Annotated in this window: 16 protein-coding genes and 1 pseudogene; 9 read left to right on the top strand and 8 right to left on the bottom strand. The window is 74.0% G+C overall.

Annotated features, from left to right (window positions below; translation table 11 throughout):
• Nucleotides 1–107 precede the first annotated feature (107 nt).
• Both AB0H83_RS15030 and AB0H83_RS15025 read left to right on the top strand, forming a co-directional pair.
• Nucleotides 108–698 carry a TetR/AcrR family transcriptional regulator gene (locus AB0H83_RS15030; protein WP_360092786.1) on the top strand — a complete coding sequence of 197 codons (591 nt, stop codon included), beginning with the start codon at nucleotides 108–110 and terminating at the stop codon, nucleotides 696–698.
• A complete protein-coding gene (locus tag AB0H83_RS15025; protein ID WP_360092783.1) occupies nucleotides 583–1,245 on the top strand; it encodes an SDR family NAD(P)-dependent oxidoreductase in 663 nt (220 codons plus the stop codon). The genes AB0H83_RS15030 and AB0H83_RS15025 overlap by 116 nt, the downstream gene beginning before the upstream one ends.
• A gap of 48 nt (nucleotides 1,246–1,293) precedes the next feature.
• Here AB0H83_RS15025 and AB0H83_RS15020 read toward each other — a convergent pair whose 3' ends face one another.
• Genes AB0H83_RS15020 through AB0H83_RS15010 form a run of 3 tightly spaced genes read right to left on the bottom strand, consistent with a single transcriptional unit; the run spans nucleotide 1,294 to nucleotide 4,024 of the window.
• Nucleotides 1,294–2,148 carry an SDR family oxidoreductase gene (locus AB0H83_RS15020; protein ID WP_360092780.1) on the bottom strand — a complete coding sequence of 285 codons (855 nt, stop codon included), beginning with the start codon at nucleotides 2,146–2,148 and terminating at the stop codon, nucleotides 1,294–1,296.
• Nucleotides 2,148–3,350 carry an acetyl-CoA C-acetyltransferase gene (locus AB0H83_RS15015; protein WP_360092777.1) on the bottom strand — a complete coding sequence of 401 codons (1,203 nt, stop codon included), beginning with the start codon at nucleotides 3,348–3,350 and terminating at the stop codon, nucleotides 2,148–2,150. The genes AB0H83_RS15020 and AB0H83_RS15015 overlap by 1 nt, the downstream gene beginning before the upstream one ends.
• 14 nt (nucleotides 3,351–3,364) lie before the next feature.
• Nucleotides 3,365–4,024 carry an SDR family oxidoreductase gene (locus AB0H83_RS15010; RefSeq protein WP_360092774.1) on the bottom strand — a complete coding sequence of 220 codons (660 nt, stop codon included), beginning with the start codon at nucleotides 4,022–4,024 and terminating at the stop codon, nucleotides 3,365–3,367.
• A gap of 166 nt (nucleotides 4,025–4,190) precedes the next feature.
• Between AB0H83_RS15010 and AB0H83_RS15005 the strand changes: the two genes are divergently transcribed.
• Nucleotides 4,191–5,342 (top strand): acetyl-CoA C-acetyltransferase, encoded by a 1,152-nt coding sequence (locus AB0H83_RS15005; RefSeq protein ID WP_360092771.1) that lies wholly within the window; start codon nucleotides 4,191–4,193, stop codon nucleotides 5,340–5,342.
• Nucleotides 5,343–5,419: 77 nt separating this feature from the next.
• Here AB0H83_RS15005 and AB0H83_RS15000 read toward each other — a convergent pair whose 3' ends face one another.
• Entirely contained in the window at nucleotides 5,420–6,559 is a 1,140-nt protein-coding gene (locus AB0H83_RS15000; protein WP_360092768.1) for an acyl-CoA dehydrogenase family protein, read from the bottom strand.
• Nucleotides 6,560–6,640: 81 nt separating this feature from the next.
• On the opposite strand from AB0H83_RS15000, the gene AB0H83_RS14995 reads away from it, so the two are divergent.
• Entirely contained in the window at nucleotides 6,641–8,068 is a 1,428-nt protein-coding gene (locus tag AB0H83_RS14995) for an aldehyde dehydrogenase family protein (protein ID WP_360092765.1), read from the top strand.
• 8 nt (nucleotides 8,069–8,076) lie between these two features.
• Here AB0H83_RS14995 and AB0H83_RS14990 read toward each other — a convergent pair whose 3' ends face one another.
• Nucleotides 8,077–8,739: a GntR family transcriptional regulator gene (locus tag AB0H83_RS14990; RefSeq protein WP_360092762.1), complete on the bottom strand. Its 663-nt coding sequence runs from the start codon at nucleotides 8,737–8,739 to the stop codon at nucleotides 8,077–8,079.
• Nucleotides 8,740–8,817: 78 nt separating this feature from the next.
• Between AB0H83_RS14990 and AB0H83_RS14985 the strand changes: the two genes are divergently transcribed.
• Genes AB0H83_RS14985 through AB0H83_RS14970 form a run of 4 tightly spaced genes read left to right on the top strand, consistent with a single transcriptional unit; the run spans nucleotide 8,818 to nucleotide 13,015 of the window.
• A complete protein-coding gene (locus AB0H83_RS14985; RefSeq protein WP_360092759.1) occupies nucleotides 8,818–9,936 on the top strand; it encodes a CaiB/BaiF CoA-transferase family protein in 1,119 nt (372 codons plus the stop codon).
• Nucleotides 9,936–10,964 (top strand): LLM class F420-dependent oxidoreductase, encoded by a 1,029-nt coding sequence (locus AB0H83_RS14980; protein WP_360092756.1) that lies wholly within the window; start codon nucleotides 9,936–9,938, stop codon nucleotides 10,962–10,964. Before AB0H83_RS14985 ends, AB0H83_RS14980 begins: the two co-directional genes overlap by 1 nt.
• Nucleotides 10,965–10,973: 9 nt before the next feature.
• Complete coding sequence (locus AB0H83_RS14975) at nucleotides 10,974–12,107, top strand: acyl-CoA dehydrogenase family protein (RefSeq protein WP_360092753.1); 1,134 nt, start codon at nucleotides 10,974–10,976, stop codon at nucleotides 12,105–12,107.
• A complete protein-coding gene (locus AB0H83_RS14970) occupies nucleotides 12,107–13,015 on the top strand; it encodes an oxygenase MpaB family protein (RefSeq protein ID WP_360092750.1) in 909 nt (302 codons plus the stop codon). The genes AB0H83_RS14975 and AB0H83_RS14970 overlap by 1 nt, the downstream gene beginning before the upstream one ends.
• A gap of 122 nt (nucleotides 13,016–13,137) precedes the next feature.
• Here the strand turns inward: AB0H83_RS14970 and AB0H83_RS14965 are convergent, their stop codons facing one another.
• From AB0H83_RS14965 to AB0H83_RS14955, 3 genes are all read right to left on the bottom strand, one after another.
• Nucleotides 13,138–13,467 (bottom strand): PPC domain-containing DNA-binding protein, encoded by a 330-nt coding sequence (locus tag AB0H83_RS14965; RefSeq protein WP_360092747.1) that lies wholly within the window; start codon nucleotides 13,465–13,467, stop codon nucleotides 13,138–13,140.
• 37 nt (nucleotides 13,468–13,504) lie between these two features.
• Entirely contained in the window at nucleotides 13,505–15,337 is a 1,833-nt protein-coding gene (locus AB0H83_RS14960) for a long-chain fatty acid--CoA ligase (RefSeq protein ID WP_360092744.1), read from the bottom strand.
• Nucleotides 15,338–15,489: 152 nt separating this feature from the next.
• Nucleotides 15,490–16,698, bottom strand: coding sequence for a TetR family transcriptional regulator (locus AB0H83_RS14955; RefSeq protein WP_360092741.1), 1,209 nt, complete (start codon nucleotides 16,696–16,698; stop codon nucleotides 15,490–15,492).
• A gap of 157 nt (nucleotides 16,699–16,855) precedes the next feature.
• Here AB0H83_RS14955 and AB0H83_RS14950 point away from each other — a divergent pair.
• Nucleotides 16,856–17,106, top strand: a pseudogene (locus AB0H83_RS14950) (acetyl-CoA C-acyltransferase); the annotation flags it as partial.

Below are 17,106 nucleotides of genomic sequence, written 5' to 3'. Positions count from 1 at the left end.
TACGCTACACTCGCTGGCAGCCGTATCTCACGGCCGCGGCCCACGTACACTCCTGTGGCGAACGGGATAGACGAAGCTGCATCACGACACCGGTGAGGAAGAACGCGATGGCGCGAGAGCCTGGGGACCGACGCGAGCGCATTCTCGCCAGCGCCGCGGCGCTGTTCGCCCGCAAGGGCGTCTCCGCCACGACGGTGCGTGAGATCGCCGACGAGGCCGGCATCCTGTCCGGCAGCCTCTATCACCACTTCGAGTCCAAAGAGGCCATGGTCGACGAGATCGTGACCTCCTACCTGGAAGACCTGCGCACCCGGTACAAGCGCGTGCTGGCCGGCGACAGCCACCCCCGGACCCGCCTGCACGACCTGATCGTCGCCTCACTGGAGGTCGTGGAGGCGCACCCGCACGCTACTGAGATCTACCAGAACGACGTCAACTACCTGACCCAGATCGAACGGTTCGGATACCTGCGCACCGCCGGCAAGGAGGTCCAGCAGACCTGGCTGTCGGTCATCGAGGCGGGCATCGCCGAGGGCGTCATCCGCGACGACCTGGACCCCAAGATCCTCTACCGGCTGATGCGTGACGCCGTGTGGCTGTCGGTGCGCTGGTTCAAGCCCACGGCGGCGTACCCGATCACCCGCCTCGCCGAGGACTGCACCTCGCTGTTCCTGGACGGGCTGGCGAAGACCCACTGAACCGCGCGCTCGCGTCGCGGAGGCCGCGGACCTCCTGGAGCGTACGGCCGGGCGGCTGGACGTGCTGGTGAACAACGCCGGCGTCTCCGGCGAGACCGGGCCGGGCTGGGTGCAGGACCCGACCACGCTGGACCTGGACGCCGTGCGCGCGGTCGTGGACGTCAACGTGTACGGCGTGATCCGGGTGACCAACGCGCTGCTGCCGCTGCTGCGGCGCTCGGCGGCGCCGCGGGTGGTCAACGTCTCCAGCAGCGTCGGGTCGCTGACCTGGCAGTCGAACCCGGCGGTCGACGTCGGCCCGGTGATGGCGGCGTACTCGCCGACGAAGACGTACCTCAACGCGGTCACGGTGCGCTACGCGCGGCAGCTCGCCGGCACCGGCGTCCTCGTCAACGCGGTCTGCCCGGGGCTGGTCGCGACCGACTTCACCGGCTTCCAGGGCCGCCCGGCGCAGCAGGCCGCGGCGACCGCGGTCCGCCTCGCCACGCTGCCCGGCGACGGCCCGACCGGCGGGTTCTTCAACGACGAGGGCCCCGTCCCGTGGTGAACCGGCGGCGGCACCGTCCCGTCGTGAACCGGCGGGACGGTGCCGGGCTCAGGCGCGGCGCAGGCCGACGGGGCTGATCGGGCCGACGGTGCCGGCCGCGAACGCCGCCGCGACCTTCGCCACGGTCCAGTCGGGGTCGCGGGCGCCGTCGCCCTGCACGACCGGGTGGGACATCATCGACAGCTCGTCGCCGTCGATGCGGACCACCTGGCCGTGCAGGGCCGCCGCGGCGTCGGACAGCAGGTAGATCACGGCCGGCGCGTTCTGCTCCGGGGACTTGCCGATGTTCTGACTTTGGGCGGCGACGCCGAGGTACGCCTCGAACGTGTCGGCCATGCGGGTGTGCGCGTTCGGCGACACGGCGTTGACCCGCACCCCGGTGCCGGCCAGGTCGGCGGCCCAGCAGTAGGTGAGGGAGGCGACGCCGCCCTTGCTCGCGCCGTAGGCGCCCATCGCCGCGGTGCCGGCGTGCGTGCCGGACGTCACGTTCACCACCGAGCCGCTGCCCTGGGCGAGCATCGCCCGGATCGCGTGCAGGCCGCAGTACGCGGTGCCGAGCAGGTTCACCTCGACGACCGCGCGGAACTCGTCGGGGTCCTGCTCGGCCGGGTGCGCCAGGCGGAAGATCCCGGCGTTGTTGACCAGGCCGTCGATCGCGCCGAACGCCTCGACGCACCGGGCCACGACGGCGCCGGCGCCGTCCCAGGTGCCGATCGTGCCGGCGGCGGCGAGGGCCCGGCCGCCGGCCGCGGTGATCTGCGCCGCGACCGCCTCGGCGAGGTCGGCGTCGACGTCGTTGACCAGCACCGCCGCGCCCTCGGCCGCGGCCAGCCGGGCGTAGGCGGCGCCGAGGCCCCGCCCGGCGCCGGTGACGACGACCGCCTTGCCGGAAAGCGCCGGCATCAGCTCAGCCGCTCGATGATCATGGCCATGCCCTGGCCGCCGGCGGTGCACATGGTCTCCAGACCGACCTGGGCGTCGCGGTGCACCAGGCCGTTGAGCAGGGTGGTGGCGATCCTCGCGCCGGTCATGCCGAACGGGTGTCCGAGCGCGATCGCGCCGCCGTGCACGTTCACCCGGTCCAGGTCGGCACCGATCTGCCGGTACGCCGGGATCACCTGTGCCGCGAACGCCTCGTTGATCTCCACGAGGTCGATGTCGCCGATGTCCATGCCCGCGTTGGCGAGGGCGCGGCGGGAGGCCTCGACCGGGCCGAGGCCCATGATCTCGGGGCTGAGCGCGGACACGCCGGTGCTGACGATCCGGGCGAGGGGGGTCAGCCCGAGCTCGCGGGCCCGGGTGTCGCTGAGCACGACGAGGGCGGCGGCGCCGTCGTTGAGCGGGCAGCAGTTGCCGGCGGTGACGGTGCCGTCGGGGCGGAACGCCGGCTGCAGCGCGGCGACCTTGTCGAGGGTGACCCCGGCGCGCGGGCCGTCGTCGGCGCGCAGCACAGTGCCGTCGGGCAGCGTGACCGGCGTGATGTCGCGGTCCCAGAAGCCGTCGGCGAGGGCCTTCTCGGCGTTGTTCTGGCTGCGCACCGCGAACTCGTCCTGCTCGAGCCGGCTGATGCCGCACAGCTCGGCGACGTTCTCGGCGGTGTCGCCCATGGCGATGTACACGTCGGGCAGCTCGCCGCGCTCGCGCGGGTCGGACCACGGCACCCCGGGCCGGGAGCCGGTGACCCCGTCGAAGCGCGGGTTGCGGGTGCCGGGCATGCCGTCGGACTTGCCCGCGGGGTAGTGCGAGACGACCTCGACGCCGGCGGCGACGAACGCGTGCCCCTCCCCGGCCTTGATCGCGTGGAACGCCATCCGGATCGCCTGCAGCGACGACGCGCAGTACCGGTGGACCGTGGTGCCGGGCACCATGTCGTACCCGAGCTGCATGGCGACCTGCCGGCCGAGGTTGTAACCCTGCTCGCCGGCCGGTTGGGCGCAGCCGAGCATGAGGTCGTCGAGGGTGCTCGGGTCCAGCGCCGGGACCCGGTCCAGGGCGAGGCGCACGACCTGCGCGGCGAGGTCGTCGGCGCGCACGCCGGCGAGGGAGCCCTTGTAGGCACGGCCGATCGGCGAGCGCACGGCCGAGACGATGACAGCTTCGGGCATCTGCGCAGCCCCTTTCATTGAGTGACCGTCCAGCCGCCGTCGACGGGCAGCAGGACGCCATTGATGTACGCGGCGGACGGGGACAGCAGGAACAGCACGGCGGCGGCGACGTCCTCGGGGCGCCCGGCGCGGCCCATCGGGTTGCGGGCGATGAGGTCCCGGCCGAGTGGTGTCTCGCCGAAGCCGGCCATGCGGGGCGTGTCGATGAAGCCGGGGGCGACGGCGTTGGCGCGCACCGCGGGGGCGATGCGGGTGGCGAGGTGGCGGGTGTACCCGGCGATGGCGGCCTTGCCGGCGCTGTACCACGCGGAGTCGGTGCCGACGAGGTTGCCGGCGACGGAGGCGACGTTGACGACGGCGGCGCCCTCAGGCGGTCCGGTGCGTAGCCAGGCGGTGGTCACGGCCTCGACGCTGCCGGCGGACGCGAGCAGCCCGGCGCCGAATTCGAGGGGTGCGCCGCCGCTGGCCGGTCCGGCGTTGTTGACGAGGTACCGCACGGGCCCGGTCTCGGCGAGCGCGGCCGCGACGGCGTCCGGGTCGCGGACGTCCACGACCAGACCGCCGTCGGTCTCCGTGAGGTCCCAGACGACCGGCCGGAGCCCCTGCTCGGCGGCGAGGCGCACGACCGCGGCGCCGATGCCGCTGGCGCCGCCGGTGACGATGACGGTGTCCACTCAGGCCTCCCCGCGCAGGGTCGTCTTGAGCACCTTGCCGCTGGCGTTGCGCGGCAGCGCGTCCAGGAACACGAAGGAGCGCGGCACCTTGAAGTTGGCGAGGCGGTCGCGGCAGTACATGCCAGGCACCTTACCAACCAAGCGCTCGCTTGGTAAGGTGCCTGGCATGACGGAGGCTTATCTGGTTGAAGCGGTGCGCACCCCGGTCGGACGGCGGGGTGGCGGCCTCGCCGGCGTGCACCCCGCCGACCTCGGCGCGCACGTCCTGACCGCACTCATGGACCGCAGCGGCGTCGACCCGGCCGCCGTCGACGACGTCATCTTCGGCTGCGTCGACGCCATCGGCCCGCAGGCGGGCAACATCGCCCGCACCTCCTGGCTCGCCGCCGGCCTGCCCGAGGCCGTCCCCGGCGTCACCGTCGACCGGCAGTGCGGCTCCTCCCAGCAGGCGCTGCACTTCGCCGCCCAGGCCGTCATGTCCGGCACCGCCGACCTCGTGGTGGCCGGCGGGGTGCAGAACATGAGCGCCATCCCGATCTCCGCGGCGATGCTGGCCGGGCAGGCGTACGGCTTCGACGACCCGTTCCGCGGCTCCGCCGGCTGGCAGGCCCGCTACGGCGACCAGGAGATCAGCCAGTTCCGGGCGGCGGAGCTGATCGCCGCGAAGTGGTCGCTGAGCCGCGCCGAGATGGAGGAATACGCGCTGGACAGCCACCGCAAGGCCGTCGCCGCCCGGGCCGCCGGCCGCTTCACCCGCGAGACGGCGCCCGTCGGTGACGTGTCCGCCGACGAGGGCCCGCGCCCGGACACCTCCCTGGAGAAGATGGCCGGCCTGCCCACGCTCACCCCCGGCGGGGTGGTCACCGCCGCCCTGGCCAGCCAGATCTCCGACGGCGCCGCGGCGCTGCTGGTCGCCTCCGAGGCCGCGGTGCGCACGCACGGGCTGCGGCCCCGGGCCCGCGTGCACCACATCAGCGTCCGCGCCGACGATCCCGTGTACATGCTCACCGGGCCGATCCCGGCCACCGCGCACGCGCTGCGCCGCAGCGGCCTGACCATCGACGACATCGACCTGGTCGAGATCAACGAGGCGTTCGTGCCGGTGATCCTCGCCTGGCAGCGCGAGACCGGCGTCGACCCGTCCCGCGTCAACGTCAACGGCGGCGCCGTCGCGCTCGGCCACCCCCTCGGCGCGACCGGCGCCCGGCTGATGACCACGCTGCTGCACACCCTGGAGGACACCGGCGGCCGGTACGGGCTGGAGACCATGTGCGAGGGCGGGGGCACGGCGAACGTCACCATCATCGAACGGCTCTGACCCGCACTGACGCCGGCACCGCCGCCGCGCCCGCGGCGGCGGTCACCCCCGTCACCGGCGGGTGACGGGGGAACGGGTCACAGGCCGTAGGTCTTGCCGATGATCTCGCGCTGGATCTCGCTGGTGCCGCCGTACACGGTGGACACGACGGTGGAACGCACGAGCCGCTCCATGTCGTACTCGGTGGCGTAGCCGTAGCCGCCCATCATCTGCATCGCGTCAAGGGCCACCCGGCGGGCGGTCTCGGTGGCCTTGAGCTTCACCATCGACGTCTCGCGGGGCAGCACGGTGCCGGGGTCGCGGTCGACGAGCTCGGCGGTGCGGTACACGAGCAGGCGGGCGCACTCGATCTCGGTGGCGAGGTCGGCGATGCGGTGCCGCAGCACCTGGAACGTGCCGATCGGCCGGCCGAACTGGCGGCGCTGCTTGATGTAGGCGAGCACGTCGTCGAAGGCGCGCTGGGCGGTGCCGAGCATGATCGCGGCGAGGATGAGCCGCTCGACGTTGAGCCCGGCCATGAGCTGCTTCCAGCCCTGGTCGACGGTGCCGACGACCGCGTCGGCCGGCAGCTGGCAGTCGGTGAAGTACAGGTCGTTGACCTCCCGGCCGCCCATCGTGTCGATGCCGCTGATGCGCAGGCCCGGGTGGTCGGCGGGGACCTGGAACATGGTCATGCCGGCGTGGTCGCCGGGCGCGCCGGAGGTGCGGGCGACCAGCAGGATGCCGTCGGCGAAGTGGGCGTTGGAGCACCAGGTCTTCTGCCCGTTGATCACGAAGCCGCCGTCGCGCGGCTCGGCGCGGCAGGCGAGGCTGGCGACGTCGGAGCCGGCCTCCGGCTCGGACATGGCGATCGACTCGATACGGCCGTTGGCGATGCCGCCCAGGACGGTCTTGCGCTGCTCGGGTGAGCCGAAGCGCTCATACGCCCCGGCAACGATGACCGAGGTGGTGAACCCGCCGATCGGCAGCTGGCCACGGGCGGTGGTGTCCAGGAACAGGCAGGTGTCGACCATGCCGCCGCCGGCGCCGCCGTGCTCCTCGGGGATGGACACGCCGAGCCAGCCGAGCGCGGCGACCTTGCGGTAGAGCTCGGGGCTGTGCGCCTCGCGCCCGCCGCCGGTGAGCGCGTCGCGCTGCTGACGGGTGCCGGCCTCGCGCCGGCAGAAGTCGGTGACGGCGGCGACGAAGGCGCGTTGCTCGTCCGTGAGATCCAGCATGATGCCACTCCTGCCTGGGGATTGACAGCGACCGTAGCATATCAAATATCAAATCTGGAGTACCGATCCTGAGAGGTGCGCATGTCAACGGAGACCGTTGCGGACCAGCGCGTTGTGGAGGCTGCGGTCGACGCGGCCAGGACGGCGGCCGGCTGGTGGGCCGGGCTCGGGTGGGACGGCCGGCGCCGTGCCCTGCTCGCCTGGAAGCGCACCCTCACCACCCGGGTCGAGGAGCTCGCCGGGCAGATCCGTGAGGAGACCGGCAAGCCGCACGGCGACGCCGTCCTCGAGGTGATGCTCGCCGTCGAGCACCTCGACTGGGCCGCCCGGCACGCCCGGGGCGTGCTGCGCCGGCGCCGGGTGCCGTCCGGGCTGCTCGCCGCCAACCAGGCGGCCAGCGTCGGCTACGAGCCGCTCGGCGTGATCGGCGTGATCGGCCCGTGGAACTACCCGGTGTACACGCCGCTCGGCTCGATCTCCTACGCGCTCGCGGCGGGCAACGCCGTGGTGTTCAAGCCGAGCGAGCACACCCCCGGCGTCGGCCGGTGGCTGGCGGACCGGTGGGCCGAGGCGGTGCCCGGCCCGGCGGTGCTGCAGGCGGTGACCGGCGGCGGCGAGGCCGGCGCGGCGCTGTGCCGGGCCGGCGTCGACAAGATCGCGTTCACCGGGTCCACGGCGACCGGACGCAAGGTGATGGCCGCCTGCGCCGAGACCCTCACCCCCGTCGTGGTCGAGGCCGGTGGCAAGGACGCGCTCATCGTCGCCGCCGACGCCGACCTGGACGCGGCCGCCCGCGCCGCCGCGTTCGGGAGTTTCGGCAACGCCGGCCAGACCTGCGCCGGGGTCGAACGGGTGTATGTCGAGCAGGCGGCCTACGAGCCCTTCCTGGAGCGGCTCGCCGAGCTGGCCCGCGCGACCACCCCGGGCGAGGCGCCGGACGCGCGGTACGGCCGGATGACCACCCCCACCCAGGCGGCGATCGTGGCCGAGCACATCGGCGACGCCCTCGCCAAGGGCGGCCGGGCGGTCGTCGGCGGGCCGGACGCGGTGCGCCCGCCGTTCGTCGACCCGGTCGTGCTGGCCGAGGTGCCCGAGGACAGCCTCGCGGTGACCGAGGAGACGTTCGGCCCGACCGTGGTGGTGAACCCGGTCCGCGACCTGGACGAGGCGGTCGCCCGGGCCAACGCCTCCCGCTACGGGCTGGCCGCCTCCGTGTTCACCGGCAGCCGCCGCACGGCGGTGGAGGTGGCGGAGCGGCTGCGGGCCGGCGCGGTGTCGGTCAACGCGGTGCTCGGCTTCGCCGCCGTGCCGTCGCTGCCGTTCGGCGGGGTCGGCGACTCAGGGTTCGGCCGCATCCACGGCGCCGACGGGCTGCGCGAGTTCTCCCGGGCGAAGTCGGTGACCCGGCAGCGGTTCGCCGCGCCGATCGACCTGCTGCGCCTGGACCGCCAGCCCGCCGCACTGCACCGCGCGGCGCGGCTGTTCCAGCTGCGGCACGGGCGCGGATGACGGGCCATTCACGCCCAAATGCCCAGGTCGTCCAGGTGCTTGACGAGCCGCTCCGCGCCGTCGGTGAAGTGCCGGGCCATCGCCGCGCGGGCGGCCTGGGCGTCGTGCCCGGCCAGCGCCGCGAGCAGCGCCTCGTGGTCGGTGAGCATCCCGGCCCGCCAGGCCGGGTCCGTGGAGAGGAACCGGGCCGGGGTGTACCGCGTCGCCCAGTGCAGCAGCCACGACAGCTTGCGCGCCCCGGCGACTCGGTTGCCGGCCCGGTGGAACTCGAACTCGAGCCGCTCCAGCTCGGCGATCTCCGGCCGCCGGCCCTGCGCGGCGCGCCGCAGTGCCCGGTGCGCCGCGGTCAGCTCGGCCAGCTCCGCCGCCGTCACCCGCTCGGCGATGCGCTCGGCCAGGTCGCCGGCGATGTGCGCCTGCAGCGCGAAGACGTCGAGGATGTCCTGCCGGGACAGCGGCGCCACCACGTAGCCCCGGCGCGGCTGCAGCTCGACCATGTCGTAGCCGCGCAGGGTCAGCAGCGCCTCCCGCACCGGGGTGATGCTGACCCCGAGCTGGTCGGCGACCTCCTCGAGGCGGAGCCGCTCGCCGGGGCGCAGCTCGCCCGACATGATCCGGTCCCGCAGGTGCGCCACGACCTCGTCGGACAGCTGCGGCCGCTCGACGGCCATGGTGTCTCCTCCCGAAAGCGGCTTACTGTATCAAATATCAAACTATCGGGCACCCGCCCGGGAGCGGCAGGAGATCGTATGGCTGGGCCCCTGCAGGGACTGCGCGTCGTCGAGCTGGCCGGCATCGGGCCGGGGCCCTTCGCCGCGATGCTGCTCGCCGACCTCGGCGCGGACGTGGTCCGGGTCGACCGGACCGGCGGCGGCTCGCCGATCGCCGCCGACCCCGCCGGTGACCTGCTCAACCGGGGCAAGCGCTCGATCGCGGTCGACCTCAAGCAGCCCGCCGGCGTGCAGACGGTGCTCGGCCTCGCCGGCCGGGCCCACGCGCTCATCGAGGGCTGGCGGCCCGGCGTCGCCGAGCGGCTCGGCGTCGGCCCCGACGCGGTCCTGGCCCGCAACCCGGCGCTGGTCTACGGCCGGATGACCGGCTGGGGGCAGCACGGCCCCCTCGCCGCCACGGCCGGGCACGACATCGACTACATCGCCCTGGCCGGCGCGCTCGACCCGATCGGCCCGGCCGGCGGCCCGCCGCAGATCCCGATCAACCTGGTCGGCGACTTCGGCGGCGGCTCGCTGTACCTCGTGGTGGGGATCCTCGCCGCGCTGCGCGAGGCCGACCGCACCGGCCGCGGCCAGGTCGTGGACGCCGCGATCGTCGACGGCACCGCGCACCTCACCACGCTGCTGCACGGCATGCGCGCCGCCGGCCTGTGGCAGGACCGCCGCGGCGCCAACCTGCTCGACGGCGGCGCGCCGTTCTACGCCGTCTACGAGACCGCCGACGGCGGGCACATGGCGGTCGGCGCGCTGGAGCCGCAGTTCTACGCCGAGCTGCTGCGCCTGCTGGACCTCGGCGGCGATCCCGACCTGCCCGGCCAGTACGACGTGGCCCGCTGGCCGCAGCTGCGCGCCCGGTTCGCCGAGCGCTTCGCCACCCGCACCCGCGACGAGTGGGCCGCGCACTTCGCCGGCAGCGACGCGTGCGTCACCGCGGTGCGCACGCTGGGCGAGGCCACCACCGACGCGCACCTGACCGCCCGCGGCACGTTCGTCGAGCGGCACGGCACGGTCCAGCCGGCACCGGCGCCGCGCTTCTCGGCCACCCCGGCGGAGCTGTCCGGCCCACCGCCACTACCCGGCCAGCACAGCCGGGAAATCCTCGAGGACTGGGGCGTCACCCCGTTGGAGGTCCACTGATGCGACTCGCCACGCACCTGCAGTACGCCGCCGACCCCCGAGCCGCCGCCGAACAGGCCGCGGGCTGGGAGGCGGCCGGGCTCGACGCCATCTGGGTCGCCGAGGCGTACGGGTTCGACGCCCCGACCATCATGGGCTACCTCGCCGCGCGCACCGAACGGCTCGCGATCGGCTCGGCGATCCTGCCGATCTACTCGCGCACCCCGGCGCTGATCGCGCAGACCGCCGCCGGGCTCGACGCGCTGTCCGGCGGGCGGGCCATGCTCGGCCTCGGCGCGTCCGGCCCGCAGGTCGTCGAGGGCTGGCACGGCGTGCCCTACGACAAGCCGCTGGCCCGTACCCGCGAGATCATCGACATCTGCCGGCAGGTCTGGCGCCGCGAGCCGCTCGTGCACGACGGCGCGTACCGGCTGCCGCTGCCCCCGGAGCAGGGCACCGGCCTCGGCAAGCCGCTGAAGCTGCTCACCCGCCCGGTCCGCGACCGCATCCCGATCTACCTCGCCGCGCTCGGTGACCGCAACGTCACCATGACGGCCGAGCTCGCCGAGGGCTGGCTGCCGTTCCTGTACCTGCCGGAGCGCGCCGCCCAGGTGTGGGGCGACGCGCTCGCCGCCGGCACCGCCAAGCGCGACCCGGCGCTCGGCCCGCTCGACGTCGTGGCCGGCGGGCCCCTCGCGATCGGCGAGGACGTCACCCACCTGCGCGAGCTGGGCCGCCCGATGATCGCGCTGTACGTCGGCGGGATGGGCGCCCGCGGCCGCAACTTCTACCACGACGTGGTCACCCGCTACGGCTTCGGCGAGGCCGCCGACCGCATCCAGGACCTGTACCTGGCCGGGCAGAAGGACGCCGCGGCCGCCGCCGTCCCCGACGAGTTGCTGGAGCTGTCCGGCCTCATCGGGCCGGAGGGCTACGTCAAGGACCGGATCGCGGCCTTCAAGGAGGCCGGTGTCACCACGCTCGCGGTGACCCCGCTGGGGCCCGACCCGCAGCGGCAGCTCGCCGCCGTCAAAGCCATGCTGGACTGAGGAGGACCGATGCGGCGCGACATCTTCACCGCCGAGCACGAGGCGTTCCGCGACCTGGTGCGCACCTTCATCGCCAAGGAGGTCACCCCGCACCACGCGCGCTGGGAGGCCGCCGGCGTCGTCGACCGCGACGTGTGGCTGGCCGCCGGCCGGGCCGGGCTGCTCGGCTTCTTCGTCGACGAGGCACACGGCGGCGCCGGCGTGCGCGACCTGCGCTACCACGCGATCCTCACCGAGGAGATGGCCCGCGCCGGCGCCACCGGCCCCGCGTTCGGCCTGCACAACGACATCATCGGGCCGTACCTCACCACCCTGGCCGACGCCGCGCAGCAGGAGCGCTGGCTGCCCGGGTTCTGCAGCGGCGAGCTCATCACCGCGATCGCCATGACGGAGCCCGGCGCCGGCAGCGACCTGCAGGGGCTGCGCACCACCGCCGTGCGCGACGGCGAGCACTACGTGCTCAACGGGCAGAAGACGTTCATCAGCAACGGCATCCTCGCCGACCTGGTGATCGTCGTGGCCCGCACCGACCCGTCCGCCGGGCACCGCGGCATCAGCCTGCTCGCCGTGGAGCGCGGCATGCCGGGCTTCGAGCGCGGCCGCAACCTGGAGAAGATCGGCCAGAAGGCGCAGGACACCGCCGAGCTGTTCTTCACCGACGTGCGGGTGCCGGCCGCGAACCTGCTCGGCGAGGAGGGCAAGGGGTTCCAGTACCTCATGCGCAACCTGCCGCTGGAGCGGCTGTCGATCGCGGTCGCGGCGATGGCCGCCGCCGAGGCGGTGTTCGAGCTGACGCTGGAGCACTGCCGCACCCGCACCGCGTTCGGCCAGCCGATCGGCCGCTTCCAGCACAACCGTTTCGTGCTCGCGGAGCTGCGCACCGAGCTGCAGCTGGGCCGGGTCTTCGTCGACCGGTGCCTCACCGAGGCGCAGCTGAGCGTCGAGGACGCCGCGATGGCCAAGTGGTGGTGCACCGAGCTGCAGCTGCGGGTCGTCGACCGGTGCCTGCAGCTGCACGGCGGCTACGGGTACATGCTGGAGTACCCGGTCGCCCGCGCCTACCTCGACGCCCGGGTGCAGACCATCTACGGCGGCACCACCGAGATCATGAAGGAAGTCATCGGCCGATCGCTGGAGCTGTGATGGGCCGCTGGACCCGCCGGATCCTGCAGCTCGACCCCGTCGCCGACCACGCCGAGATCTACCGGATCTCGGCCGGCCACGAGTTCCCCTGGGACCATCAGCGGGCGCTGGAGTTCGCGCTGCTGCGCACGTACTGCGTGCCGAGCATCTCGGCGCTGCTGGACGCGACCGGCGAGTTCCGGGACCGGCCGCAGCGCCGCTACGACGACACCGCCCTGCTCATGGCGGAGCTGGCCGCGCACGGCTACGACTCGCCGCGCGGCCGGGAGGCGCTGCGCGTCATCAACCGGGCGCACGGCCGGTACGCGATCAGCAACGACGACATGCGCTACGTGCTGTCGACGTTCGTGTACGACCCGATCGACTGGATCGACCGGTACGGCTGGCGCCGGCTCACCGACCACGAGCGGGTCGCGGCCTTCGAGTTCTACCGGGCGGTCGGCCGGCGCATGGGCATCCAGGACGTGCCGGACACCTTCGAGGAGTTCCGCCGGTTCAAGACGGACTACGAGGCCGCGACGTTCCGGTACAGCGATGCGAACCGGCGCATCGCGCAGTACACGATCGGCCTGCTCGCCGGCTGGTTCCCGGCGCCGCTGCGCCCGGCCGTGCGCCTCGGGGTGCGGGCCATGCTGGAGCCGCCGATGCTGGCCGCGTTCGGGCTGGACCCGGCGCCCCGCTGGGTGTCCGGGGCCGCCCGGCTCGGCCTGCGCGCCCGGGCCGGCGTGGTGCGGCTGCTGCCGCCCCGGCGCCGCTCCCGCCTCGGCGTCGACCCGGGCAACCGCACCTACCCCGGCTACCCGACCGGCTACAGCCCGGCGGACCTCGGCGCGCCACCCCCGCCCGCCGACCTCGACCCGGTGTGGCTGCGCGCCACCCGCTCACCGGAGGCACCGCCGCCGGCGTGAGCGCCGCAGCCGGCGCCCCGCCGCGGTCGGCACGAGCGGCGCACCTCGGCCGGCACGAACGGCCCCGCCGCGGCCGTGGTGAGCGGGCGTGGCGGGGCTGTTCGTGAGCGGGCGCGGCGGGGTCAGCCGAGCGGGGTCACGTAGGCCCGGACGAACCAGTGGCCCACGCACGCCCGGTGCAGGTGCCCCACCACCGTGCGGCCCTCGCCGCCGGCCGAGACGTGCAGGTGGGCGCGGCCGTCCACGAGCTCACCCGTGCCGGTGAGCTCGAACGGCTCGTCGTAGTCGGTGATGATGTCCGCGGTCTCGTCGCCGCGGGGCATGACGCTGATCGTGCAGCCCTTGACCGCGCCGATGAGCAGGATCCCCGCGTGGCGGATGCCCCGGTCGGCGCACTGCCGGGTGATCGACTCGACGACTTCCTCGCCGGCGGCGACGTGCACCACGAACATGGGTCTCTCCTGATCGGTGCCGGCGGCAGTCACGGCATCAGGTGTACAGCCCGTCGATGACGTCGGCGTAACGGTCGGCGATGACCCGGCGGCGCAGCTTGAGCGTCGGCGTGATCTCGCCGGTGACCGGGGACCAGGGCGCGGGCAGCACGCGGTACGTCTTGATCTGCTCGGGGCGGGACAGTTTCGCGTTCGCGGCGTCGACCGCGGCCTGGATCTCGGCGAGCAGGGCCGGGTCGGCGGACAGCTCGGCGAGGTCGGGGCTGAGGCCGCGGCCGCGGGCCCACGCCGGGGCCATCTCCTCGTCGAGCACGATCAGCGCGGTCACGTAGGGGCGGCGGTCGCCGATCGCCACGGCCTGGCCGATGAGCGGGTGCGCCCGCAGCAGGTTCTCCAGCTGCGCCGGCGCGATGTTCTTGCCGCTGGAGGTGATGATGAGTTCCTTCTTGCGGTCGGTGATGGTGAGGAACCCGTCGTCGTCGAGCACCCCGACGTCACCGGTGGCGAGCCAGCCGTCGGCGTCGGTGGCCGGCTCCACGCTGCCGTCGGCGCGCAGGTACCCGAGGCAGACCAGCGGCCCGCGGACCATGATCTCGCCGTCCTCGGCGAGGCGCAGCTGCATGCCGGGGTTGACCCGCCCGACGCTGCCGATGCGGAACGCGTCGGGGGCGTTGATGGTGGCGGTGCCGGTCGTCTCGGTCATCCCCCACACCTCGAGCACCTCGAGGCCGCAGCCGGCGAGGAAGCGCAGCACGGCGACCGGGATCGGCGCCGAGCCGCTGCCGGCCCACCCGGCCCGGTCCAGCCCGAGGCGGGCCCGCACCGGCCGCAGGACCTTCTCGTCGAGGGCGGCCACCCGGGCGGCGAGCTCATCCGGCACCGGCCGGTCCGCCTCCCGCAGCTCGTAGGCCTCCAGCGTGGCGGCGGTCGCCGCCTCGAACGCGGCGCGCACCGCGGGGTCGGCGGCGGCCACGAACGCCTGGATGCCGGCGGCCATTTTCTCCCACACGCGGGGCACGCCGAAGAACGACACCGGGCGGACCTCGGCCAGCCCGGCGGCCAGCTGCGCCGGGTCGGGGCAGATCGTGACGTGCGCGGCCCGGTACACCGCGTTGTAGATGCCCAGCATCCGCTCGGCGATGTGCGCCAGCGGCAGGTAGGCCAGGGCCGGGAAGTGGTCCTCCACCGGCACCGTGGCCTCCAGCACGACCGCCTGGTAGACCACGTTGCTGTGGCTGAGCAGCACGCCCTTCGGGTCGCCGGTGGTGCCGGAGGTGTACAGCAGCGTGACGGGCTGCTCGGGCCGCACGGCCCGCCACAGCCGCTCGAACGCCGCCGGGTCCGCGGCGAGCGCCGTGGCGCCCGTCGCCTCCAGCTCGCTCAGCGGCACCGTGGCGGCGTCCGCCGGACCGTCGACCATGACGACCCGGGGCGGCGCCGGCAGCTCGCCGAGGAACGCCCGGACCCGGTCGAGCTGGGCGCTGTTCTCGACCACGACGACGCGGGCCTGGCTGTGCTCGAAGAGGTAGCGCAGCTGGTCGCCGCTGAGCGTGGCGTAGGCGGTGGCGGGCACGGCGCCGAGGTGCACGGCGGCGAGGTCGACCAGCCAGTGCTCGGGGCGGCTGGACATGAGCATCAGCATGCGGTCGCCGGGGCGCAGGCCGGCGTCGTGCAGGCCGAGGGTGAGCGCGGCGACCCGGTCGCGGACCTGCCGCCAGGTGAGGGTGTCGGCGCCGCCGGGCATGCTGAGGGCGGGCAGGTCGCCGAAGTCGCGGGCGTTGCGGTCGAGCAGCGAAGGAATCGTCAGGCCGGCGGCGGTCGCGGCGAAGCGCTGCGCGACGTCGTCCTGGGTGTCGGTGGCTTGGGTCATCGTGGTGCCTCCCTTACCCGGTGACCGCGAAGGGGGTGTGGTCACCGGTGCGTCGTGGCGTTTGACGTCGCCGGAGCGCGGCACGGGCACACCGCCGCCACTCCTGTGGGCACTGTAAACGACGGTTAACTTTCTGGGAAGGTGGCAGACGGTCAGGCGGCCAGCGCGGTGCGCGCCAGGCCGGCCACGGACGCGGCGGCACCGCCGGTCTGCGTGTAGCGCACCGCCCGGCCCAGGTCGGTGACCAGGTTGATGGCGGCGTGCACCAGCACCCTGGCCTCGACGGCCGGCAGGTCGGGCCGGACCTGGGTGAGCAGCCGCACCCACTCCTCCACGTGCAGCCGCTGGACCTTGCGCAGCTCGTGCCGGTCCGGCTCGGGCAGGTTGCTGTTCTCCGCCAGGTACACCGAGACGAGGTCGCTCTCGCCGAACGCGAACCCGACGTAGGCCTCGACGAGGCGGCGCAGGGCCTGATCGGGCTCGGCGACCCCGCGCAGCGCCGCCGAGGTGGAGGCGGCCAGCCGGTCCGAGGCGCGGTAGTAGGCGGCCGCGAGCAGGTCACCCTTGCTGGGGAAGTAACGGTAGACGCTGGAGGCGTTGATCCCGGCGGCGGCGCCGATGTCCTCCATGCTGACGGCGTGGTAGCCGAGCCGGTGGAACAGCCGGATCGCCGAGGCGAGCAGCAGCTCCCGCCGCGACTCCAGGCCCGCCGCGGGCGGCCCGGCACCCGGTGGCGTCGCGGCGCCGCGCGTGGAGCGTACCGCCGACGCGGGCGGCGGGTCGGCGCGCAGCATCGCCCAGCCGAGGCGCTGCAGCGTCGCCTCCGCGCGGGCCTTCGGCGCGGCGGCCCGGTGCGTGGTCAGGCTGCCGAAGGCGCTCAGCGCGGCGCGGACCAGGAACTGCGCGCCGCCCGGCGACAGCTGCGGGCGCAGCCGCCGCAGCGGTTCGGCCAGCCGGCGGCTGAGGACGCCGAGGGCCTCGCGGAACTCGGCGCGGTGCTCGTCGGCCAGGTAGCGCCACTCCCAATGGTAGAGCCCGCCGACCTTGCGCCGCTCGACGGTGAACCGGGCGAGGGCGGCCAGCTGGGCGTCCAGCACCGCCGCCGGGTCGCCGTCGGCCGGCGCCTCCTGCACCGTGTCCAGGGCCGCGGTGACCAGCTCGCGGGTGGCGTGCACGAGGATCGCGTACTTGTTGGGGAAGTGCCGGTACACCGCCGGGCCGCTGATGCCGACAGCCGCCGCGATCTCGTCGATGCCGACCAGGTGATAGCCGCGCTCGCAGAACAGCTCAGCCGCGACGAGCGCGATCTGAGCCTTGCGGTTCTTCGGCCGCTTCCTGGGGGCGAGGTCGGTGCCGTGCACAAGCGCACAGCCTAGTGCCCCGCGGCCGCGCAAATGCGGACTGTGTCACAGCCCATTCGCCGCGACGGCCTTGACGGGCGCGGAAACGGTCAGAGAAAGTTAACGAAGATTCGCACGCCGGCGCGCTGACGCGGCGGCGTTGGCCGGAGAGGTTGCGATGACACACGAGGCATACGTGTTCGACGCGGTGCGCACGCCGCGCGGGCGCGGCAAGCGGAACGGCTCGCTGCATGGGGTGAAGCCTGTGTCGCTGGTCGTTGGATTGATCGACGAGCTGCGCCGCCGGTATCCCGGCCTGGATCCGGCGGCGATCGATGATGTGGTGTTGGGTGTCGTGTCGCCGGTCGGTGATCAGGGCGCGGACATTGCGAGGACGGCTGCGGTCGTGGCTGGGTTGCCGGAGACGGT

The sequence above is a fragment of the Dactylosporangium sp. NPDC050688 genome (genome assembly GCF_040654515.1).
Classification (GTDB): Bacteria; Actinomycetota; Actinomycetes; order Mycobacteriales; family Micromonosporaceae; genus Dactylosporangium.
This window is presented reverse-complemented; position numbering and strand designations above follow the sequence as displayed.